This window comes from Phaeobacter sp. QD34_24 (assembly GCF_028890115.1).
Taxonomy (GTDB): Bacteria; Pseudomonadota; Alphaproteobacteria; order Rhodobacterales; family Rhodobacteraceae; genus Phycobacter.
The window spans coordinates 348,967-371,442 of the sequence record NZ_JARCJD010000001.1 but is presented as its reverse complement, the minus strand read 5'-3'; the positions used below and the strand labels follow the sequence as shown (position 1 = coordinate 371,442).

At 62.2% G+C, this 22,476-nt stretch carries 18 protein-coding genes, 2 tRNA genes and 1 pseudogene; 14 read left to right on the top strand and 7 right to left on the bottom strand.

Annotation, left to right across the window (positions count from 1 at the left end; translation table 11 throughout):
- The 8 genes and pseudogenes from PXK07_RS01645 to PXK07_RS01610 form a co-directional block, all read left to right on the top strand.
- Positions 1 to 88: pseudogene (locus PXK07_RS01645) on the top strand (IS5/IS1182 family transposase); the annotation flags it as partial.
- Between the two features lie 239 nt (positions 89 to 327).
- Positions 328 to 825 (top strand): oxidoreductase, encoded by a 498-nt coding sequence (locus PXK07_RS01640; RefSeq protein ID WP_274846438.1) that lies wholly within the window; start codon positions 328 to 330, stop codon positions 823 to 825.
- 12 nt (positions 826 to 837) lie between these two features.
- Positions 838 to 3,336: a hybrid sensor histidine kinase/response regulator gene (locus tag PXK07_RS01635; RefSeq protein ID WP_274846437.1), complete on the top strand. Its 2,499-nt coding sequence runs from the start codon at positions 838 to 840 to the stop codon at positions 3,334 to 3,336.
- A 173-nt stretch (positions 3,337 to 3,509) separates the two neighbouring features.
- Positions 3,510 to 3,584, top strand: a tRNA-Asn gene (locus tag PXK07_RS01630).
- A 372-nt stretch (positions 3,585 to 3,956) separates the two neighbouring features.
- On the top strand, positions 3,957 to 5,381 hold the full coding sequence (locus tag PXK07_RS01625) for a circularly permuted type 2 ATP-grasp protein (RefSeq protein WP_274846447.1): 1,425 nt from the start codon (positions 3,957 to 3,959) through the stop codon (positions 5,379 to 5,381).
- Positions 5,381 to 6,322 carry an alpha-E domain-containing protein gene (locus tag PXK07_RS01620; RefSeq protein ID WP_274846436.1) on the top strand — a complete coding sequence of 314 codons (942 nt, stop codon included), beginning with the start codon at positions 5,381 to 5,383 and terminating at the stop codon, positions 6,320 to 6,322. The genes PXK07_RS01625 and PXK07_RS01620 overlap by 1 nt, the downstream gene beginning before the upstream one ends.
- A 3-nt stretch (positions 6,323 to 6,325) precedes the next feature.
- On the top strand, positions 6,326 to 7,123 hold the full coding sequence (locus tag PXK07_RS01615) for a transglutaminase family protein (RefSeq protein ID WP_274846435.1): 798 nt from the start codon (positions 6,326 to 6,328) through the stop codon (positions 7,121 to 7,123).
- 9 nt (positions 7,124 to 7,132) lie between these two features.
- Complete coding sequence (locus tag PXK07_RS01610) at positions 7,133 to 7,864, top strand: peptidase (protein ID WP_274846434.1); 732 nt, start codon at positions 7,133 to 7,135, stop codon at positions 7,862 to 7,864.
- A gap of 311 nt (positions 7,865 to 8,175) precedes the next feature.
- Here the strand turns inward: PXK07_RS01610 and PXK07_RS01605 are convergent.
- Together PXK07_RS01605 and PXK07_RS01600 are read right to left on the bottom strand one after the other, a co-directional pair.
- A tRNA-Asn gene (locus tag PXK07_RS01605) sits at positions 8,176 to 8,250 on the bottom strand.
- A gap of 121 nt (positions 8,251 to 8,371) precedes the next feature.
- Positions 8,372 to 9,286 carry an MBL fold metallo-hydrolase gene (locus PXK07_RS01600; protein WP_274846433.1) on the bottom strand — a complete coding sequence of 305 codons (915 nt, stop codon included), beginning with the start codon at positions 9,284 to 9,286 and terminating at the stop codon, positions 8,372 to 8,374.
- Between the two features lie 84 nt (positions 9,287 to 9,370).
- Here PXK07_RS01600 and PXK07_RS01595 point away from each other — a divergent pair, with 84 nt between their 5' ends.
- Positions 9,371 to 10,690 carry an ATP-binding protein gene (locus PXK07_RS01595; RefSeq protein WP_274846432.1) on the top strand — a complete coding sequence of 440 codons (1,320 nt, stop codon included), beginning with the start codon at positions 9,371 to 9,373 and terminating at the stop codon, positions 10,688 to 10,690.
- Positions 10,691 to 10,810: 120 nt separating this feature from the next.
- Here PXK07_RS01595 and PXK07_RS01590 read toward each other — a convergent pair whose 3' ends face one another.
- From PXK07_RS01590 to PXK07_RS01575, 4 genes are all read right to left on the bottom strand, one after another.
- Positions 10,811 to 12,343, bottom strand: a complete 1,533-nt coding sequence (locus tag PXK07_RS01590; protein ID WP_274846431.1) for a calcium-binding protein — start codon at positions 12,341 to 12,343, stop codon at positions 10,811 to 10,813.
- Between the two features lie 212 nt (positions 12,344 to 12,555).
- Entirely contained in the window at positions 12,556 to 13,353 is a 798-nt protein-coding gene (locus PXK07_RS01585) for an EAL domain-containing protein (RefSeq protein ID WP_274846430.1), read from the bottom strand.
- A gap of 100 nt (positions 13,354 to 13,453) precedes the next feature.
- Complete coding sequence (locus tag PXK07_RS01580) at positions 13,454 to 14,596, bottom strand: acyl-CoA dehydrogenase family protein (RefSeq protein ID WP_274846429.1); 1,143 nt, start codon at positions 14,594 to 14,596, stop codon at positions 13,454 to 13,456.
- A gap of 5 nt (positions 14,597 to 14,601) precedes the next feature.
- The gene (locus PXK07_RS01575; RefSeq protein ID WP_274846428.1) at positions 14,602 to 15,273 is read right to left on the bottom strand and encodes a TetR/AcrR family transcriptional regulator; all 672 of its coding nucleotides are present in this window, start codon (positions 15,271 to 15,273) and stop codon (positions 14,602 to 14,604) included.
- Positions 15,274 to 15,387: 114 nt separating this feature from the next.
- On the opposite strand from PXK07_RS01575, the gene PXK07_RS01570 reads away from it, so the two are divergent.
- Complete coding sequence (locus PXK07_RS01570) at positions 15,388 to 16,182, top strand: TIGR03084 family metal-binding protein (protein WP_274846427.1); 795 nt, start codon at positions 15,388 to 15,390, stop codon at positions 16,180 to 16,182.
- A 239-nt stretch (positions 16,183 to 16,421) separates the two neighbouring features.
- Here PXK07_RS01570 and PXK07_RS01565 read toward each other — a convergent pair whose 3' ends face one another.
- Positions 16,422 to 17,318 carry a 2-dehydro-3-deoxygalactonokinase gene (locus tag PXK07_RS01565; RefSeq protein ID WP_274846426.1) on the bottom strand — a complete coding sequence of 299 codons (897 nt, stop codon included), beginning with the start codon at positions 17,316 to 17,318 and terminating at the stop codon, positions 16,422 to 16,424.
- A 498-nt stretch (positions 17,319 to 17,816) separates the two neighbouring features.
- On the opposite strand from PXK07_RS01565, the gene PXK07_RS01560 reads away from it, so the two are divergent.
- The 4 genes from PXK07_RS01560 (at position 17,817) to PXK07_RS01545 (ending at position 22,463) form a co-directional block, all read left to right on the top strand.
- Entirely contained in the window at positions 17,817 to 18,827 is a 1,011-nt protein-coding gene (locus PXK07_RS01560) for an AraC family transcriptional regulator (protein WP_274846425.1), read from the top strand.
- A 376-nt stretch (positions 18,828 to 19,203) separates the two neighbouring features.
- Positions 19,204 to 20,079: a sugar transferase gene (locus tag PXK07_RS01555; RefSeq protein ID WP_274846424.1), complete on the top strand. Its 876-nt coding sequence runs from the start codon at positions 19,204 to 19,206 to the stop codon at positions 20,077 to 20,079.
- A 162-nt stretch (positions 20,080 to 20,241) separates the two neighbouring features.
- Positions 20,242 to 21,120 (top strand): CpsD/CapB family tyrosine-protein kinase, encoded by an 879-nt coding sequence (locus tag PXK07_RS01550; protein ID WP_274846423.1) that lies wholly within the window; start codon positions 20,242 to 20,244, stop codon positions 21,118 to 21,120.
- Positions 21,121 to 21,233: 113 nt separating this feature from the next.
- Positions 21,234 to 22,463 (top strand): DUF874 domain-containing protein, encoded by a 1,230-nt coding sequence (locus PXK07_RS01545; RefSeq protein ID WP_274846422.1) that lies wholly within the window; start codon positions 21,234 to 21,236, stop codon positions 22,461 to 22,463.
- The last annotated feature ends 13 nt before the right edge of the window (positions 22,464 to 22,476 follow it).

Here is a 22,476-nt window from a genome sequence, read left to right as displayed (position 1 = left end):
GCGACGTGTCGCAACCCGCTACGACAGGTGCCCAAAGGTCTTCCTGTCAGCCATCGCACTCGCAGCGCTCGTCATTTGCTGGCTATGAGTCCTGACCCTAAACAATCGTCTATAAGGGCCTGATGCGGTCGCGTGCCAATACAATCTAATTAAATAATAACATAGCATTAAGTAATGAGAATGCTGCAATAGTCGAATGCTGCTCTCGATTGGGTGTGGCACCTATCCCTTCGTATAGAAATATATCCACAGTTGTAGGTGGCAGGTCGATTGCGATCTGGCATGGTAGGCGCATCAGGATAGTCCGGGATGGAGAAGGAGATAGATATGACCCGTTTGATCAGGACCTTATGTGCTTTTGCGGTGGCAATCTGGTCGGGGGCGGCCGGTTCGGCCTGGGCCGGGTCCCAGGACGGCGTTCTGCTTACCGTGCGTCTTGCAGGTGAAGCCTCCGCGCCCGTCACCTTCACGCGCAGCGAATTGGAAGCACTGGGGGAAACTTCATTTGAAACCGAAACCATCTGGACCACGGGCACACAGACGTTTTCTGGCGTGTCGCTGCTGGCGCTGACCACGCATCTGGGCGTGTCCGAAGGCGTGCTTCAGGCGCGGGCGATCAACGACTACATGGTCGAAGTGCCGGTCTCGGATGCGGTCGAAGGGGGGCCGATCATCGCCTATGAACGCAATGGCGCCGAGATGTCGGTGCGTTCCAAGGGGCCGCTGTGGCTTGTTTACCCTTATGACAGCAATCCCGCCTATAAGACCGAAGCGGTCTATTCCCGGAGCATCTGGCAGCTGGATCGGATCGACGTGCAGCAGTGAGGGTGAGGATCGGTGACACAAGAGACGGAGTGGCGTTTTCCGCTTGCATCGCGTTGGGTTCTGGCAGCCGCCTTGATCGTGCTGCCGTTGCTCGCGGTGCAGTCCGTCCGTCTGGGTCACCAGGTTCTGCTGCGCCTTGAGGGGCTTTCGACTGCGGCAACCGACAACATGCAATGGGTGATGTCTCAGGCCGAGGTCGAGCATCTGAAACTTGCAGCCGCGGTCAACGCCGCCAAGGCGCCTGAAGACCTGCGCCTGCTCCGGCGGCAGTTCGACATCTACTACAGCCGCATTGCAACCTTTCTCGAAAGCCCGCTGTTTCAGGATCTGCGCGAAAGCGAGGCGGGCGGGGTGCTCCTGGGCGGGTTAAGCGCCCGGCTGGATCGGCTGGCCGAGCTGATCGATGTCAGCGATCAGCAATTGCTGCAGAATATGCTCCAGGTGCAGGGTGAACTCGCCCACAACGGCGAGGAAGTCCGCGAACTGGCCCTGTTCGGCGTGGTCATCCAGGTCGAGGGGACGGAAGCCAAGCGTCTGCAGCTGTTCAGCATTCTGTCACAGCTGGCCTGGGTGATCCTGGGGCTTTTTGTGGCATTGGCCATCACCGCCTTGATGCTGGCACGCATGTACCGGCGCGGGCAGTCTCTGGCCGAGGAACGCCGCCGCGCCGCCTCCCGGATGGAGGCGATGATCTCTTCCTCGCTGGATGCGATCCTGGTGGTCGATCAGGAGGACCGTATCCAGGCCTTCAACGGAGCCGCCGAGAGCATTTTCGGCTATAGCCGCGCCGAGGCCATCGGGCAGAAGATGCAAAACCTCATCATTCCGCCGCACCTGCGCGAGGCACATGCCCGCGGCATGGCCCGTTTCCTGAAAACCGGTGAAAACCGCGTCATCGGGGCAGGGCGGGTGCAGTTGGACGGCATGCGTAAAACGGGCGAGATCTTCCCGGTGGAACTGTCGCTGTCTCTCAGCCAGACCGGGCAGGACATGGTTTTTGTCAGTTTCCTGCGCGATATCTCCGACCGCATGGCCGCCGAGGAAGAGCTGCGAACGGCGCGCGACGATGCGCTTGCGGGGGAACGGGCCAAGGCGAACCTGCTGACGGTGATGAGCCACGAGATGCGCACGCCGCTGACCGGGGTGCTGGGCGCGATTGATCTGCTGGAGGACACCGATCCCACCAGCGAACAGGCGCGCTATCTGCAAGCGATGCGGGTGTCCGGCGAATTGCTGCTGCATCACGTCAATGATGTTCTGCAGCTGTCGCGCCTGGAGGCGGGCGTCGATCCGGAGAAGATGCGCGTCTTCGACATGCAGGAGCTTGCCGAAGGCTTGCTAGAAAGCCAGCAGGCCACGGCGCTCAGCCGTGGCATCGACCTGTCTCTGCATTGCAGCCTGGGTCCGTCACCGATGGTGGCGGGGCGGCCGCGTGCGATCCAGCAGGCGCTGTTGAACCTGATTGCCAATGCGCTGAAATTCACCAAGGAAGGTGCGGTTTCCGTCGATATCCAGCGCCAAGCCGACACGGATCAGGTGGAGTTCCAGGTGGCAGATACCGGCCCCGGCATTCCCGAGGAGGATCAGCAGCGGATCTTCGAGGATTTCACCATGCTCGATGCCAGCTATCGGCGCGGCAACGAGGGCACCGGTCTGGGGCTGGCCATCACCCGGCGTATCGTGCTGGCGATGGATGGGGAAATCACCTGCGAAAGCGAGGTCGGAGAGGGCAGCCTGTTCACGATTTCCATGCCGCTGCCGATTGCCTCTGCCCAGATGGAGCAAGACGATGCCGCCACTAAGCAGCAGAGCGGCTACAACGCGATTCTTGTGGTGGAAGACAACGATATCAATCGCCTGCTCCTGGAGCAGATGCTGGTGCAGCAGGGCCAGGAGGTGACCACCGCCGCCGGAGGCCTGCAGGCTGTGGAGGCGGCACGGGACGGCAGCTTCGATCTGATCCTGATGGATATCAGCATGCCCGAGGTGGATGGCATCGAGGCCATTCGCCGGATCCGGGAGGGAAAACTGGCAGAGGGCACGGATATCGTGGCCCTGACCGCCCATGCCGCCCCCGAGGATCACGCCCGCATTCTGGAGGCCGGATTTGCCGAGGTGATCACCAAGCCGATCAGCAAACGGGAACTGGCCGATCTGATCGCCCGCCGCGCCGGTCGCACGCCGGTGCTGGCCGAGGACAATCAGCAGGAGAATATCGTTCAGTTCTTCGATGCCCTGGGTCCGGAGCGCGCCCGGGGGTTCCTCGTCACCTTCTGTCAGGATGTCGAACGGCTGCGCGCGGATCTGGCTGCCAGTTCCGAACTGACCAGCGCCCTGCGCCAGGAGGCTCACCGCCTGGCCGGCTCCGCGGCGGTCCTGGGCCTGACCCGCTTCCGGGCCATGATGCTGGAGATTGAAATGGCCGAGGGCGATCAGGTGGTCGATCCGCAGCTTCTGGACGAAATCTGGAGCGAGGCGGAGAGCTTCCTCTCCGTCCACATGTGTGCCTGACCCTGCGCCAGAGGCATTCGTCCGCGCGACACACCGCATGGTCCCAAAAGAAACCCGTGCGCCCAATGGGTTATGTCTATGCGCTGCAGAGTTGACTGGGGCAAAAAACTTGCGGGCGACGTCAATTTCCCTCTGGACGCGCCGCAATGGTCCAGCTATATCGCCTGCACCGTTCCGGCGTAGCTCAGCGGTAGAGCAGTTGACTGTTAATCAATTGGTCGTAGGTTCGATCCCTACCGCCGGAGCCATAGAATTCAAGGGCTTAGCGCTAACCCGCTAGGCCCTTTTTCTTGTTCTAGCACAGACATTGCTACCGAGTGCTTGACCCGCTCCCGATTTTGGGGAAATCGGAGTTCGCTAGGACACTTGTTTCCAGTCGGGGCAATACTCGGTTTGTGCAGCAACAGGGTTTATGCATTCGATGCGCTCCCAGAGGGCCGGTATACAGGAAATCTCGACGGGGGTTCCCGCTCCTGGCGCTTCCCCACTGAGCACTTGGCTCGCCCAAGATTTCATCGCCACGCACTATTATTCATCAAATCCATCTGATATTCTGATCTCCTCGTCCCGATCCCGTCATGATCGTGGACCTGGCCCGTGCCTTTACAAAAGCTGAAACCATGAACGTGGATGCAATATTTGATGAGATGCTGGGGCCGGACGAAACCGTGCGCGGCCCCTATCAGAAGTTCAATCAGTGGTTCGCCGGCGAGGATCCGAAACGGTTGCGCGCCAAGCAGCGCGAAGCGGAGGAGCTGTTCCGTCTGACCGGCATCACCTTCAATGTCTATGGCCGTGCCGAGGCCGAGGAACGGCTGATCCCCTTTGATATCATTCCGCGCATCATTTCCGGCTCGGAATGGGCGCGGCTCAGTCGCGGGATCGAGCAGCGCGTGCGCGCAATCAACGCCTTTCTGCACGATATCTACCATGGGCAGGAGATCGTGAAGGCCGGGCGCATCCCTCTGGAAATGATTGCGAAAAACAGCGCCTTTGAGCCTTTGATGATCGGGCTGCGGCCGCCGGGAAACCTCTATACCCATGTCGTCGGGATCGATCTGGTGCGCACTGGACCGGATCAGTTCTACGTGCTGGAAGACAATGCGCGGACCCCCTCCGGGGTGAGCTACATGCTCGAGAACCGCGAAACCATGCTGCAAATGTTCCCCGAGTTGTTTTCGCAAAACCGGGTGCAGCCGGTGCAGAAATACCCGGCCCAGCTTCTGCGCTCGCTCAAGGCCAGCGCACCGGACGGGTTGGACCGCAAACCCACCGTCGCGGTGCTGACGCCCGGCATCTACAATTCCGCCTATTTCGAACATGCCTTCCTGGCCGATGAAATGGGGGTGGAACTGGTCGAAGGCCATGACCTGCGGGTGGTGGACGGGCGTGTCGCCATGCGCACCACCCAAGGTTACAAGCCGATCGACGTGCTGTACCGGCGGGTCGATGACGAATTCCTCGATCCGCTCAATTTCAACCCCGAGAGCCAGCTGGGCGTACCGGGGATCATGGATGTGTATCGCGCGGGCCGCATCACCATCGCCAACGCGCCGGGTACCGGCATTGCCGACGACAAGGCAATCTACAGCTACATGCCCGAGATCGTCGAATTCTACACCGGGGAGCGCCCGCTGCTGGAAAACGTGCCCACCTGGCGCTGCGCCGAGCCCGAGAGCCTGGCCTATGTGCTCGACAATCTCGAGGACCTGGTGGTGAAAGAGGTTCATGGATCGGGCGGCTACGGCATGCTTATCGGTCCGACGGCCACCAAGCGCGACATTGCCACCTTCCGTCGCAAGCTGAAGGCGCGTCCGAGCAATTACATTGCACAACCGACGCTCAGCCTGTCCACGGTTCCGATCTTTGCCCGCTCCGGCCTTGCGCCACGGCATGTGGATCTGCGCCCCTTTGTGCTGGTCAGCCCCCAGGGGATCGAGATCACGCCGGGCGGATTGACGCGGGTCGCGCTCAAGAAGGGCTCTTTGGTGGTCAACTCCTCGCAAGGCGGCGGCACCAAGGACACCTGGGTACTGGAGGCGTGATGCTGGGCAAGACCGCAAACGGGCTGTACTGGATGTTTCGCTACCTGGAGCGGGCCGAGAATGCCGCCCGCCTGATCGAGACCGGGCAGCGGATCGCGCTGACGCGGCTGGGGGCCTCGGATGAGGAATGGCGGTCGATCCTCAAGACCGCCGGCGTCGCCGAGGGGTTTGACGCGGCCTATGAGACCCTCACCAAGGATGCGGCCATCGATTGGATGCTGCGGGACAAGGACAATCCATCCTCGGTCATGTCCGACATTGCCGCGGCGCGCCAGAACGCCCGCATGGTGCGCACCGCATTGACCGAGGAAGTCTGGGAAGCCCTCAATGGCGCGTACATGCGGGCACAAGACCTGACCCAGCGCAAGGTGAGCGAGAGGGATCTGCCCGCCACCCTAGGCGCGATCCGGCAGGGCACGGCGCTGGTGCGCGGCGCGACCCATGGCACCATGCTGCGCAACGACATCTACGACTTTGCGCGCATCGGGACGTTTCTGGAACGGGCCGACAACACCGCCCGCATTCTTGACGTGAAATACTATGTGCTCTTGCCTTCGATCTCTGCTGTCGGCTCGGCCGTGGACAACGTGCAATGGGAGACGATCCTCTCCGCTGTGTCCGGGCGCGGCGGGTTTCGCATGGAATACAGCTCGGTCTCGGACCCGCGCGACATTGCCCAATTCCTGATCCTGGACCGGCGGATGCCCCGTAGCCTGAGTTTCTGCACCCGCAAGCTGCGCGCAAACCTGGGTTACCTGGCCTCTGAATATGGTCAGCGCCCCCCGTCACTTGCCAAGGTCGCGCATCTTGAAAGCACCTACCTGTCCCACGATATCGATGCGGTGTTCGACTATGGTCTGCATGAGTTCATCCAGAAGATGCTCACTCTGCTGGCGGATCTCGGTCGGCAGATCGAACAAGATTTCCGGTTCTACGAGTAAGCCATGCGCCTTAAGATCCGTCATTCCACCCGCTACGTATTTGACAACCCGGTCTCCTGGGGGCTCCAGCAGCTGCGCAAGACCCCCAAGACCGGGCATCAGCAATGGGTGCTGAACTGGGTGACCCATATCGAGGGCGGCAAGAAGGAGCTGCAATTTGAAGACCACCACCACAACACGGTTGAACTGATCAGCTTCGACCGGGACTCCACCGAACTGGTGGTGACCAGCGAAGGCGAGGTGGAGCTAAAGGAAAACCACGGTGTCGTCGGGCGCCATCCGGGCCCGTCGCCGCTTTGGCTTTATAGCCGTCAGACCCCGCGCACCCAGGCGGGGCCTCAGGTGAAGGCATTGGTGCGCGACATCAAAGGCGATCAGGATCTTGACCGGCTGCACGGCCTGATGTCCGCCGTGCATGAGGGGCTGCGCTACGAGGTCGGAGCCTCGCATCCTGATTGGACCGCCGAGGAGGCGCTGAGCCATGGCGCCGGTGTCTGCCAGGACCATTCCCATGTGTTCCTTTCGGCCGCGCGGCACATGGGTTTTCCGGCGCGATATGTTTCGGGCTATCTCATGCTTGATGACCGGGTAGAGCAGGACGCCATGCATGCCTGGGCCGAGGTTCATGTGGTCGGTCTGGGCTGGGTCGGGTTTGACCCGGCCAACGGTATTTCGCCGGATACGCGCTATGTGCGGGTTGCGACGGGACTGGACTACGAGGGGGCGGCTCCGGTAACTGGCACTCGGATCGGCGGCGCTGGTGAAGCACTCGACGTTCAGATCGAAGTAGCACAGCAGTAAAGGACTCCCATGACCTATTGCGTTGGCATGATGCTGGATCAAGGCATCGCCTTCATGTCGGACACCCGCACCAGTGCCGGGCTGGACAACATTTCGACCTTTGGCAAGATGACCACCTGGGAGGCCCCTGGCGACCGGGTGCTGACCATCATGACCGCGGGAAACCTGGCCACAACGCAATCCGTGGTGAGCCTGCTGGATGAACGCACCAAGGCCCCGGATGAACGTGTGCCCACGCTTCTGGAAGTGCCCTCGATGTTTCAGGCCGCACGCCTGGTGGCCGACACCCTGCGCGAGGTGATCGCGCGGCAGGGCGAGGAAGGCCAGCGGGCCGACAGCACCTTCAACGCCACCATCATTCTGGGCGGCCAGATCGCAGGCGGACCGCCGCGCCTGTTTCTGATCTACCCCGAAGGAAACTTCATCGAAGCGGGAGAGGACACCGCTTTTTTCCAGATCGGCGAGATGAAATACGGCCGCCCCATACTGGTGCGCGCCTATGATCGGACATTGAAATTCGAAGAGGCGATGAAACTGCTTCTGGTCAGTTTCGACAGCACATTGAAGGCCAATCTCACCGTCGGCGCGCCCTTCGACTTCCACCTCTACGAAAAGGACAGTTTCAGAGAGGGTCACAAGGGACGTATCGAGGAAGATGATCCATTCTTCCAGAAAATCCGAACCGCCTGGAGCGCGGCACTCAAATCCGCCCTGGACGGCCTGGACGATTTCGAACTCTAGAAGCAAGGACTCCCAGGAAGGCATCCCCCCTCGCAAGGCGCGCGCAGCGGGCATTCTGGCAAAGACCCGATCGCCACGCCGTTGTCTGGCGTCGTCTGCTTTGATCCGACGGCACGGCTGTCAATCCGGCATGCCTGCCTGCGAACGAGGGGCGGTTGCTGCCCAAATCGCGTTTCGTCCGGGCTGTGAACTGATGCCTCAGTGGTCTCCGAGATCCGAGAAATCAGGGTCAGGCAGTCAGTTCCGCAGCAATGTCTGTGCTCGAAAAAGAAAACGGGCCTAGCGGGTTAGCGCTAAGCCCTTGAATTCTATGGCTCCGGCGGTAGGGATCGAACCTACGACCAATTGATTAACAGTCAACTGCTCTACCGCTGAGCTACGCCGGAACGGTGCAGGCGATATAGCGGGACCATTGCGGCGCGTCCAGAGGGTCTGGGCGGAAAAATCGAAAAAACTTGGATGCAGTGCGGATCCCAAAGGACCGGTCGCAGATCCTCTCCGGCAACCTCATGTCTGCAGGCGGAAAGCCACTGTCGGGGAGAGTTCCTGCTCGGGTTCGACGCGGGATTTCCCCATCAGGTCGATGAGGTGGGCCAGAACGTTGCGCTCGGCCGCCATCAATAGGGCGGCGGGCGTTTCCGTGTAGATCCGGCGGGCCAATTCCCGCGGGGTTGCAGGGCCAGCGGCAAGGGCGTCGAGAATCGCGCCTTCGCGCGCCATCCGGTGTTCGATCAACCAGTCGAGACGGCCTGCCGGATCGTCGATCGGGGCGCCGTGGCCCGGGTAGAACACCCGCCAATCGCGCGCGCGCAGCTTGCGGCAGGAGGCCATGAAATCGGTGAGATCGCCATCGGGCGGAGAGACCAGCGAGCTTGCCCAGCCCATCACATGATCGGCGGTGAAACAGGCATCCCCAAGCGCCAGCGCGATATGATTGCCAAGGTGGCCGGGCGTGTGCAGCACCTCCAACGTCCAGTCGTCCCCGGTGATCCGATCGCCATCGGCGACGGTGACATCGGGGGTAAATTCCGTATCGATGCCTTCGCCACCGTCGGACATGCCCTGCCGCACCAGCTCTTGCATCACCGGGCTGCGGCCGGCTTCGGCGGGACCGAACCCGTAAACGGGCACATCGCAGCGGCGCGCCAGTTCGGCGGCGAGGGGGGAATGGTCCACATGGGCATGGGTCACGATCACATGGGTGATGCGCTGTCCTGGCGCCACGGCGGACAGGATTGCCTGCAGATGGTCCTCGATCACCGGACCGGGGTCGATTACCGCCAGGTCCTTTTGCCCCACCAGATAGGTGTTGGTCCCGCGATAGGTCATCGGCGAGGGATTCGGAGCCAGGATGCGGCGCACGCCCGGTTGCAGCTCCTCTGCGATGCCGGGAGCGGGGTTGAAATCGTCTGGTGCCTGCATCTGCCTATTGCTCCTCGCTATTCGCTGCACGCCCGGACCTGATGGTGCCTTCACAGTCTGTTGGCGCGCCTGTAGGCTTAGCCCATGTTCTTGCAAAGGCTCAAACAATATTCTCCGCGCAACCTTTATGGCCGGGCAGCGCTGATCCTGATCGTCCCCATCCTGTCGTTGCAGCTGGTGGTGGCGATCGTCTTCATCAAGCGCGATCTGGAGGATGTCACCACCCAGATGACCGCGACGGTTCTGCGCGAAATCCGCCTTCTGGAGCAGCAGGGGCAGGGGGCGGGCAGCCAGGTGGCGTATCTGACGCGCCTGGCGCCCCTGTTGACGCCTTTGCAGATGGGTGCGCGGTTTCTGCAGCCGCAGGATGCCGCACCGCAGGATCTACTGGCCTGGTACGAGTTTTCCGGCCGGGTGGTGCGGGACAAGATGGCCCAGGACCTGCCCGGATTTCTGGCGGCACAGTTTCCCGACAACCGCGAGGTGCGGATCTTCCTGCGCACCGATCTCGGGCGGCTGGAGCTGCGGGTCGACCGGCGGCGCCTGACGGCTGCCGCGCCGCATCAGCTGATCGTGACCATGGTGTTCTTTGGCCTGTTCATGGCTTTGATCGCCTTCATCTACCTGCGCAACCAGCTGCGTCCGATCAAGCGGCTGGCCGAGGCGGCGCAGGCTTTTGGGCGGGGGCGGATGCTGCCCTATTCACCGCGGGGTGCCACCGAGGTACGCGCGGCTGGCAGCGCCTTTATCGACATGCGCGCCCGTATTGAACGGCAGATCGAACAGCGCACGCTGATGCTGTCGGGGGTAAGCCACGACCTGCGCACGCCGCTGACCCGGCTGAAACTGGGCCTTGCCATGCTGGACGAGGAGGAGGCCGAGCCGCTGTTGCGGGATGTGGATGAGATGCAGGCGCTGCTGGATGCCTTCCTTGAGTTTTCCCGTGGGGCCTCGACCGGGGAGCCGGAACCGGTGGATCCGGTCGCCATGGCAGAGCTGATCGTCGAGGACTGGCGGCGGCAGGGCAAGGATGTGGTGCTGGGAGAGGTCAGCGGCTCCGGAGAGGTGATGCTGCGGCGCCAGTCCATGCGCCGCGCCATTGAAAACCTGGTGTCCAACGCGGTGCGCTATGGCACCCGGGCCCGGGTTTCGGTCTCACTTACGGAGAAATCCCTGCGGATCCGGGTCGAAGACGATGGCCCCGGCATTGGCCCGGATCAGCGCGGGGAGGCGATACGCCCGTTTACGCGGCTGGATTCGGCGCGCAATCAGAACCTTGGCTCTGGGGTGGGGCTTGGGCTTGCAATCGTGGTCGATGTGGCGCGCGCCCATGGCGGCACGTTGCGCCTGGGCGAAAGCAGCGAACTGGGCGGGCTGCGCGCCGATATCGTGATCGCCCGTTAAGGCCAAGCTGCGGCACGGCCAGGCGGGACGCAGCCGAACGATTGTGCGCGGCCGCCACCCGGGCCGCCGCGCCTGCGCAAGATCTGGAGCACCGGCCGTCAAGGCGACCGATGCGCGATGTCAGAAGATGAAATCGCCCGAGCCCAGGTCCGAGATATCAACGTCCAGGAGCGTGATCGAGTTTCCATTGCCATCCTCGATGATCACGTCATCGCCGTCCTCGCGCATGTGGTTGCGACGCAGGTCGCGCATGCCCGTGATCTCTTCAATGCCGCTCAGATCGATGTCTTCGCGATTGCTGTTCGCGTTGAAGTCGCGGATCCTGTCGTTGCCAAAGGCGCCGGAAAAGACAAAGGTGTCCGCCCCGCCGCCGCCGATCAACAAATCGTTGCCCTTCTGACCGTTCAGCACGTCACCGCCGCTGCCGCCAAACAGCTTGTCATTGCCGCTTCCGCCATTCAACGTGTCCTGACCGGCACCGCCTTTCAGGACGTCGCGCTGTTTCAGGCCGGAAATCTCGTCGTCTCCGCCCAGGCCAAGAATGCGGTCGCGCCCGTTGGTGCCGATCAGAATGTCATCGCCATTGGTCGGGTCGGTGTTGGTGTCGCTGACAAAGGTGTCGGAGGCCAGGAAGCCCTGATCGATGCCAAGCCCCTGGATCGCGGCGATGCTGCCAACAAAGATCGTGTCTTCCGTATAAAGCGAGCTGGTGCCGACCGGCACGACCACGTCGACATAGGTTTGCCCGGCAGACAAGGTGAAGCCTGCCTCATAGCTGTTGACGGCCTGCGAATAGTCCGCGTCCACTGCGTTCACCGAAACCGTGCCGGTCACGTCGCTTTCGCGGGCGTTTTCGACCGTGACGCGCAGGGTCACTGTTGTGGCCCCGGACGCCTCGGATGCGGTGATCGAGGCGAGGCTGGCCTGGTCGGTCGGCGCTGCGCTCGAATAGCTTTCGATCGTATAGGCGCCGTAGAAGCTGAAATAGGTCTGGGCTGCCAGGTAATAGGTCCCGGTCAGGCTGGGGGCGAAGGAGATATCCGCGCCGTCCCAGGCACTGCTGCCACCCGATACGCCGCTGACGGGTTCGCCATCCTCATCCAGAATCTGCAGGTATCCCCCGGAGGTGGCGCCATATGGGGAGTCTGTCTGGGCCATCGAGAAGGAATAATCCATGCCACCGAACGCGTAGAACGCATAATAGTCGGTTTCACCCTCGCGACCGCTGCCATTGATGACCCCGGTGATCGTGCTGTCGTCGGCAAGGGTCGGCGCACCGCTCAGCTCGCCATCGTCTTCATCGTCGAGGTAGTCGGCAGGCAAACCTTCCATGGCGACCGTATAGCTGCCATTGCCGGTGACGCGGATATTGTAGAAATCCGAAGGGTGCTCGGCGGTAAAGGTCATCGTATTGCCATCAATGTCCGCATCCGGGTCAGCAACGCCATCGTCGAGCATGACAAAGGAGACGCCCTCCCCCTGCAGGGTGAAGGTATAGGGCTGACCATAGGCCAGTGAGACACGGATGAGGTCACCTGCGTCGCTGCCCCCGACGGTGCCGCTCACGGTGTGGCCCGGCTGAATCTCCGCGACATTGGTTTGCGTGTAATTGAATTCGTTGGTCCAATCGCCGGATTCGCTCATGCTGTACATTTGTTGGTCCTCTTCAAGTTCCGTCACCCGCTGCCTTGCCTCAGATACTGGGCGAGTGAAAAGGGTCGTATTCTCATGCTGACGCAGGCGCAGGGCCTTTTGCGGTCAACCGCAAAGCCATTGTTACCGGTCGAAAATCAGTCCCGATGTGACACGGATCAAATTCGGACGAAATCCGTCAAAAATCTACCTTGCAAATCTACCTGGAGAGTCTACCGGGAAAATCTGATGGGAACGCTCTGTTCGCTACCCAGTTTCGAATGGCTGGGCCAATGCGGCGTGGGCAGGGTTTCAAAACCCGGTTTGGCAAAGAGGTAGCCCTGCATCAGGTCGACGCCAAGGTCGTAAAGGGTGTCATATTCCTCTTGGGGTTCGATCCCTTCGCAGACGATCAGGATACCCATCTCCTCGAGCATCGGGATCGAATTGCGCACGATCGCCTGTTTGGCACGCGAGCTGTCGATCCCCCGGATCAATCCGGCGTCCAGCTTGACCACATCGGGCTGAAACAGGGTCAGCAGTTTCAGCCCGGAATATCCGGCGCCGAAATCATCGATCGCGGTCTTGAACCCCAGGCGGCGATAGGTGGCCAGGATCTCCAGCAGCTTCTGGGTATCGACGCGTTCGGTTTCGGTGAATTCGAACATGATGCGATCCACCGGGAAGCCGGTCTTCCTGGCCGTTTCCAGCGTCAGCTGGATGCAGGCCTTGGGATCGTAGACCGCATTGGGCAGGAAATTCATCGACAAGAGCGCGCCACTGTCTGCCAGGTTCAGTTCGGCGGCCAGCTCGATCGAGGTGGTGCGGCAGGTCTGATCAAAGGCATGGAGCGTCTCGGCCGTGACATGCGAGAAGACCTGGCGCGGGCCCGCGCCATCCTTGCCGCGCAACAGGGCTTCATAGGCAAAGACCTTTTGTGCGCCGATGGCCAGCATGGGTTGAAACGCCATGGTGATCGGAATATCGAATGTCGCACCGTTCTTGCAGGCTTTGCAGTTCTTCCCTGTCACTCCGAATCCCTCTTGTCGCGCGCGGCTGCGACGGGTTTAGGAGAACTTCCTGAAGAAAGCTTGTATCCGCTTTTGCGTCGCGGCCGTGCCGGTGTCGCCGTCAAAGCCCCATCTGGCGCACCGCCAGGTCGCGCATGATCTCTTCCGAGCCGCCACCGATGGCCATAACCTTGACCTCGCGGTAGATCCGCTCGATCCGGTTGCCGCGCAGGTAACCGGCGCCGCCCAGGATCTGCATCGCCTCCGAGGCACAGAACTCGCAGGCCTTGGAGGTAAAGACCTTGGCCTTGCAGATCTCGGCCACCGGCATGCGACCCTCATTCACCTGCCAGCAGATCTGATTGAGATAGGCCTCGACCGCGTCGATACGGGCGGAGATATCCGCGATTTTGTGTCGGATCGCCTGGTGGCGGATCAGCGGCTTGCCAAAGGTCTGCCGCTCCTGCGCCCAGGCGATACTGTCCTCAAGGCAGGTCTTCATCATGCCGAGCATACCGGCGATCAGCCCGATGCGTTCGAGGTTGAAATTCTCCATGATCGCCACGAATCCGCGGTTCTCCGGCCCCATCATATGATCGGCGGGCAGGCGCACATCCTCCAGGAACAGGGTTGCCTGGTCTGAACACCACCAGCCCATCTTTCGATCCAGCGCACTGCGGCTGAAGCCTGCCATGCCCGCCTCCACGAAGAACAGCGAGATGCCCTCAAGCCCCGGTCCCCCGGTGCGGGCGGGGATCACGAAATAATCCGATGTCATGCCGCCGGTGATGAAGGTCTTGCAGCCGTTCAGCACGAAATGATTGCCATCGCGCCGCGCGGTCGTGGTCATATTGGCCACATCCGAGCCGCCGCCGGGTTCTGTCACCCCCAGCGAGGATCCCTTTCGCCCCGATATGATCTCGGGCAGCACGCGGGCCTTGATCTCTTCACTGGCGAGCCGCGCGATGGGATCGAGCGAGATCTGCCGCCCGCCCATGGCCGCTGCCACGCCGCCTGCGCCGCAGCGGGCGATTTCCTCGGCGTAGGCGGCGCGCATGAAACAGTCGTCAAAGCCAAGTCCGCCGTGCTCTTCGGCGATGCCAAAGCCCCAGACCCCCAGCGCGCCGGTCTTCTGGTGCAGCGCCCAGGGGATTTCCCCGGCTTCATCCCAGGCATCACAATAGGGGGTGATCTCCTGCGCCACAAAGGCGCGCAGGGTATCGCGAAAGGCGCGGCGCTCTTCGGTGTCAAAGGGGCTTTGCATGGGGGCTACTCCTTTTCGATGGCGGACGCCTGGCTTCTGCTGGGGTTCGGGGCCAGGTGCGGGGCCATGATGCGCCCGAAGAGATCGACCATCTTGGTGATGATTTCGGGGTCGCGCTCATAGGGGGACTGGCTGTGCAGCCCGCGCATGAAACTGCGGCAGATCGACCACAGGAGCGCCAGATCCTCGCCCGAGGGGGCAGTGTAGAGATTGGCGATATTGCGGTTGAAGGCATCGTTATAGTCCCAGAGCGACGGTGTGATGCGGCTGCTGAGCGCCTGATCCGTGCGCGAGGCGACCAGGATCTCCATCACCGCGCGCCCTTCGCGGGTATTGATCACCCGTGCCCAAAGCCGGTGCAGTTCTTCGGGCAGAGTGCTGCTCTTGCCGCCCTTGCGCAGCATATGCGCGCTTTCACCCGCCTGTTCCGGGCCGCGCACCGGTGCCAGAAGGTGTTCCAGCGTGCGCACCATCATCTCTTCCTTGCTGGGGAAATGATGGGTCAGCGCGCCACGCGACACGCCCGCCGTGGTCTGCACCCGGTTGATCGAGGTCTCCGCATAGCCAAAGCGATCCAGGCAGTGGGTGACCGCATCAAAGATCCGCAGCCGGGTTCGGTCGGCCCGGCTGGTGACGTCGGGTTGGTCTGCGCTCTTGGCTGTGGTTTTGGGTGCCATTCGGGGATCTCTGGGCCTATTCTTCTTCGGGAATCGTAAAACAGAACGGTCGGTCTGTTCAATTGCGCAATGCAGGGGCCGACGCAGGGGAACATGACAGGGAGGAAGACAGCGATGCAGCAGGCAGAGGATTTTCGCGCCGAAAGCCGGGCGCTGGCGGCGATACTGGAAGATTTGCCGGAGGAGGCGTTTCACCGGCCGACGCTGTTCAAGGACTGGACCATCGATCATGTGCTGGGCCATCTGCATCTGTTCAACGTGGCTGCCGAAACCTCGCTGAAGGGGGAAGAGGCCTTTGCCGCCTTCATCGGTCCGATCGTTCGGGACATGCAGTCGGGCAAGACGATCCTTGAATGCCAGTTTCCCTGGCTCGATGGGCTATCTGGCAGGGCGCTGTTTGAGGCCTGGAAGACCGGCGCCGAGAGCTGTGCCGATGCCTTTGCCGCAGCCGATCCAAAGGCTCGGGTCAAATGGGTGGGACCGGATATGAGCGCGCTGTCGTCGATCACCGCGCGGCAGATGGAGACCTGGGCGCACGGGCAGGAGGTCTTTGATCTTCTGGGTCTTGAGCGGTCGGAGCAGGACCGTATCCGCAATATCGCCCACCTTGGCGTTGCGACCTACGGTTGGACCTTCCTCAACCGCAAGGAAGAGGTACCGGAGCCTGCGCCTTTCGTACAGCTGACCGGTCCTTCGGGGGCGGTCTGGGAGTGGAACGAGGCGCAGGAAGGAAACGCGGTGCGCGGCTCGGCGGTGGAATTCGCCCAGGTGGTGACCCAGGTGCGCAACATAGCGGACACCGGGCTTGAGGTTGCAGGGCCTGCCGCGATGCGCTGGATGGAGATCGCCCAGTGTTTTGCGGGCCCGCCGGAAATGCCACCCTCAAAAGGCGCACGTCACAAGAGCTGAAGCACTGGTACAGTAGGGGCCAGGCTCCCGCCCGGCTTTAGCCTCTTAGGGAAGAGGCATCAGCCCGTTGGGCCCGGCGCCGCGCAGAGCGCGGCGCCGGGCTCAAGGCAGCCAAAGGGGGCGGGCACAGCCCGGGCACCTGCTGGCGCGGGAGAGGCCCGGTTTCACCGCATTTTCTCGATCACTGCCGAGATTTGGCTTCGCCCTGTTCAGCCTCGCCCTGTTCAAGCGTGTCCAGTTCAGCCAGCCATCTGACGCCAGGCCTCGGTCAGCCCGGCAACTGTCATGCGCTCCTCATCCGCGACGGTGACCGGAATGGCCTGCGTGCGGAGCGCGGTTTCATAGGGCCGCAGGAACCTGTCGGATCCGATCACGGCCAGGTTCTGGCCCAGCCAATAGGCGCGCGCTGCGGCCAGTTCGGCCCCAAGCAAGGCTCCCCAGATCTGCCCCGCGCTATCCGCGGCCAGATGGGTCGCGACAGTGAATGCGGCTTTTGCCTCGGCCAGCCGGGCCCCTGTCAGTTCGGGTCTGGAGAGGGTATCGGCCAGGCTGTCGTTGAAGCGCTGCGATGACCAATCCGCGTCCTTGAGGCCAAGCATCTGCAGGGTCGCCTCCACCAGTCCGACGGTCAGGAAGCTCTGAAAGCTGACCACTTCATCGGCGCTGATCAAGGCCCAGTGAGTGGTCTCGCCAGGCAGGCAGAGCACGCCGTCCCATCCGGGGTTCAGCGACAGGAAGCCGCGAATACGCGTCTCGGCCCCCTGCATCGCGGCGGGCGGGGATTTCTGGATCAGGCCGGGCGTGACATAGAGGCTGGCCTCTTGCGGCAGGGCCATCGCCGCACTGTCATGCACAGAGGCCGGGGACAGGTGATCGGGGCGGGCAGGGACAGGCTGGGGCGGCGTCAAGGCACTGCCGCAGGCAATCAGCGGCAGATCGGCGCGGGCGCCCAGCATGTGGCATAGGTCGACATAGGTCTCGGCAAGCGCAGGATCTGCGATCCCGCCCGGAAGCGTGACCTGGTTTCGCGCCTTGATCGACCTGCCAGACATCGCCCATAGTCTACAGGTCGCGCCCTGCAGGTCGGCAGCGATCCAGGTTTCGGGACGATCGAGCGGTTTGTCCTGTCTGCTCATCTCTGCCGGATATCCTGTTCTGTGAAGGGATCCCGGCATAAACACCCGAATCCCACCCGCTGGCAAGCGCCACAGGGGCGGTTGCCCGTGTCAGGTCGTACGCCCTGCCCAAAAGGCGAGGAGGTTGATCCAAAAGATCAGGCACCCCTTCTGAAAGGCGTAGCCCACTGTGCCGTTGAACCAAGGACAGAAGGGGGGCGCTGGGGGAGTTTCGTTTGGGTTGAGCGCGGGCTTCGGCTACTCTTCGGTAACGGCAGTCGGTCGACGTTCAATCGGTGGCGCGGGTCAGGTGGTGCGGATCATGGGCGGGTCTCAACCCGGGGCTTGCACGGTTCAGGGCTTGAATAGGGGCGGGCGTGCAACAGGCAGGCTTGCGACGGATCGGGCGCCCGTCGCTTGGTATCGGACCGCATCCCTTTTGCGGTGTTGCAATATCGCGTGCGGCTGGCGGTGCACGATTATGGTTGAATGAGTGTTGTGATAAGGGTGGGTTCTGTCATGAACCAGGGGCAAAACACGGAAAGTGCCATCTTTGTTCGCTGTGCTGCGGAGCGCCTATTGGAGCTTGGCCATCCGGCCAGCACGGTCTTCAGCGCCTCGCGTCTTGGCCAGGCGATCCTTGCTCAGGCAGAGCCGGTGGCGGATATCGCTTCGGTGGCAGCGTTCTTTCAGCGCGCCGCGCAGATCAGCCTGGACCCTGCCTTCGGGCTGCACCTCGGTCAGCAGACAGATCTGCGAAAGGCCGGGCTCCTGGGCTACCTTGCCTTGTCCGCGCCCGATCTTGGTGGCTTTTTGACAACCCTGTCGCGCTACGCGCCGCTTTTCGGAGAGAAGCTGTTCTTCGATACCAGCTCGCTTGATCGGTCCGGGATCATGGAATGGGGGCATGCGGCCGGGGGCGAGCCCATGGGCCAGTATCACGAATTCCTGGCATCGCTGTTGGTTGCGAACCTGCGACTGGCCTGTGGAAAACGCATCATTCCGGCAGAGGTGAGTTTCTGCCATGGTCGATCGACAGTCAGCCAGGAGCTTGAGGCGTTCTTTGGTCGCAAGCCGCAGTTTGAGGCGCCGGTAAACCGGCTTCGCTTTGTGACGGATGATCTATCCGCGGGGCTTGCGACGGGGGATGCCAGGTTACATGCCATTTTGCGCAGCTGTGCGGATGCACGGTTGGAGGACGCGGGACTGGGGCGCGCCGATTTGGTCGCCCAGGTGCGGCAGCGTATCTCGCATCGCCTGGCCTCGGGTACGGCCGCGTTGGAAACCGTCGCCTCCGATCTGGGGATGAGCCCCCGGACCCTGTCACGCAAACTGAGCGAACAGGAGACCAGCTATTTCGCCATTCTGGAAAACCTGCGGCTGGAGATGGCCAAGACCTATCTGCGCGACAGCGATCTGGTGTTGGCGGAAATTGCCCATCTGCTTGGGTATCGTGGGCTGAGTTCCTTCAACGATGCCTTCAAGCGCTGGACGGGGCAAAGCCCGGGAAAGTTCCGCAGGACGGGCTGACCGCACTGGGCTGTAGGCCCAAAAAATTCGCACTCCAGACAGGTGACCATGAACCCCGAGCCATCGGCCAGATCATCGTGACGTGCGGCTTGATTCTTCAGGCGGTGTTTTCAATTGGACAACAGTAACCCCGGGCAATTCAGGATTGTTTCTGCTTGCACGGGGCGGATCCGGCGAAATGCGGCATCTTAACCATTTTCCGTGAATCCTCAGCATTTTGTCTAAAAATGTATTAAATAGAATGTATCGCAAATGCGATCATTTCCTGAGGTCGCTCAGGGGGTGCGGTGCAGGGGCAGATCCGTGGGGGCGGGCTCTGTCAGATCACCGACACGGAGATTTATCACCGGCAGCTGCCGCGCCGGACCAGCAGATCGTGACAAATCCGCAGGGTACCACGGGTGTGGGTCGGAACATGATGGGGGTCGACATGAAGGATCTATTGCACAGGGGACCAGATACGGATTTCCTCCTGACCGGGAGTGATATCCCCCACTCCCACGGGGTTGTGCTGCCCTCCTCGGCTCCGGGCGGGGTCGGTCGGATCCTGGCGGACCGGGGCGCTTCTGGCGACATGACCAATTGGCGGCTTCTCAAAGGTGCCAATCTGCCCAAAGGGGCAGGCCATAGAAGCGCCGGGAACGGGATCTACGCCTGGGGCGGAAAACGCGCTCTGGATCTTGCTTTGACCCTGCTGTCGCTCCCCGTGACCCTGCCTGTGATGCTCTTGTGCGCGCTGGCCCTGGTCATCGAAGGCGGAAATCCCTTCTATACGCAAGAGCGCCTGGGGCAGAATGGAAAACGCTTCCGGATCCTCAAGCTGCGGACCATGGTGCGCGATGCCGATACCTGCCTGCAGGACTATCTGGAGCGGGATGCGGCTTTGAAACGCGAATGGGAGTCGACTCAGAAGCTGAAGAACGACCCGCGCATCACGCCGGTGGGCCGTATTCTGCGCGTCACCTCGCTGGATGAGCTGCCGCAGCTGTGGAATGTGATCAAGGGCGAGATGAGCCTTGTCGGCCCGCGCCCGATGATGACCGATCAGCTGCCGCTTTATGGTGATCCGCGTGACTATTTCGATGTGAAGCCGGGTTTGACCGGGCTGTGGCAGGTCTCGGCCCGCAACGAAAGCACCTTTGCCTTTCGCGCGGCTGCGGATTCCGAATACTGCCGCGGCCTTGGCCTAGCCAATGACATGAAGCTGATCTGGCGCATCTTCGGTGTGGTGGCCAAGGGCACGGGATATTAATGCATCGGTGCTTCACTGTGCTGCCGATAGGGCGCTGCAGCTGATCTTTTCACGGCCGGTCAAACTGCTACCATTGGTTTTGGGTTATTGGTTTCTGGCGATGAGGAACACCGGGATTGATACCCTGTCGGCGCATCGGATGCGGGGATTTAGAGGCAAGACATGACGCAACAGGGTTTCAAGAAGTTCCGCCGTCGCGCGCATCAGCAGGCCACGCCTGTGTCTGACAGCGTGGAGGAGCCGCGCCGCCCGGCAGAGGATCTGGCTGAACCCTTGGACCTGACCCATGATTTGGCTGCCGACCCGGTTTTGGCGCTGCCCTCGACCCTGCCTGCGCTATGGGACCGTCTGGAGCGGGTCGCCTTTGACCCCGAGCAGCCAAGCCGGGCTGCAGTTCCGCTTGCCTCTGCCTGCCGCGGCGCCCCGGCCGCGCGCAGCTTTGATCTGTTGCGCACCCGTCTGCTGCAGGTGCTAAAGGCGCGCGGCTGGACCCGTGTGGCGATCTGCGCACCGACCTCGGGTTGCGGCTCCACCTTCAGCGCGGTCAACCTGGCCCTCAGCCTGGCCCGCGTGCCCTCAAGCCGCACGATTCTGATGGATCTCAATTTCCGCGGCCCCGGTGTGGCTGGCGCTTTGGGGTTGGCAGGGCCAGAGGATATGGCAGCCTTGCTCAGAGGTGACTGTCCGCTGCACCAGGCGCTGATCCGCCCGACCGAGACTTTGGCGGTGGGGTTGAACGGGGCGTGGGACGAAAACGCGGCGGAAATCCTGCACGACAGCCGCAGCGCTGCGGTTCTGGATGACATGATCGAACAGACCGAAGCGGAAACCGTGCTTTTTGATCTGCCGCCGATGCTGGAATATGATGATGCGGCGGCCTTCCTGCCGCAGGTGGACGGGGTCTTGCTGATCTCGGACGGCACCCAGACCACCGCCGCACATCTGGCGGCCTGCGAGGGGATCCTGGCAGGGCATGCGCCGCTGCTGGGCGTGGTACTGAACCGGGGCCGGGCCACAGACGGGGCTGCCGCCGTCGCATAACTTTCGCCTGGCGGTCAAAGTTTTGCCCGTTTGCCATGATGAAGAGACATGAAACGCCATGCCGAAAGACGCATTCGGCACCGGCCAAGCGACGTATCGTGAAGAGAGATTGAATGGGCCCGATCCACTCCTTGCAGGACTTTCTGGACATGCTGCGCCGTCGGCTGCGGGTGATCCTTGCCGTCACCCTTCTGGGTAGCCTGGCATCGCTGTGGTTTGCTGCCCGCCAGCAGCATCTTTACGAAAGCGCCGAGGTGATCCAGGTCGCCCAGCCCACCATTGCCGACGATCTGGCGAAATCCACCGTAGAAGGCTCCACCGCGCGGCGGATGCAGCTGATCGAACAGCGCCTTATGGCGCGCGGCACCATTCTGGAGATCGTCGAGACCTTCGGTCTATACGCCGACCTGCCGGACCTGAGGCCATCCGAACTGGTCACCCGGGTGCGTGAGAATGTCACCATTACCGGTGTCGCGGCGGTGCGCGAAGGCTTTGCCGATGACGGCACCATTGCGGTTCTGACCATCACCGCGCGCATGCCCAGCCCCGAGCAGGCCCAGGCCGTGGCGGCGGAATTCGGGCGCCGGACCATCGAGCTGAGCGTCAACTCCCGCATCGAACAGGCCCGCGAGACGCTGAACTTCTTTGCCGCAAAAGAGGCCGCCCTGGCCAAGGATCTCGCCGCATTGGAAGATGAAATCGCGACCTTCCGGACCAAGAACGACGTGGCCCAGCCCGGTGCGCTGGAATTCCGCCAGGCTGAAATCGCGACCTTGAACGAGGCGCTTCTGGATATTGCCCGCGAACAGATCCAGATCCGCCGCGCCGCCGATCAGGCGGTGGCCAGCGAACGCCCCGCCACCGCGCAGCGGATGTTGCAGGAGTTCGAGGAGCAGCTTGCCACCCTCTCGGCGCAAAGCGATCTGTTGAACCAGCGCAAGGCCGAGCTGGAGCAGGCCTTGGAAACCACACCAGAGGTAGAGCGCCAACTGGCCGCCTATGAGCGCCGCCAGCAGCAGGTGCAGGGGGAACTGGACATCATGCGGGCGCGCCGCAGCGAGGCGGAGATCGGTTTCCGCCTAGAAACCTCGCGCCAGTCCGAACGGCTGACGGTGCTGGAACCCGCGGCATTGCCCGATTATCCGGTCACCGGCGGGCGCAAGCGCAAGGCCATGCTAGGGGCTGCCGCCAGCCTGTTCCTGGCCATGGTGGTGGCCTTTCTGATGGAGTTGCGAAAACCCGTGCTGCGCTCGGCCGCGCAGATGAAACGGGAAACCGGCCTTCTGCCGGTGGTGACCATCCCGGAAATGGAACCACCGAAACGGGGCGGACAAGACGCTTGATCAGGTCGCGCTG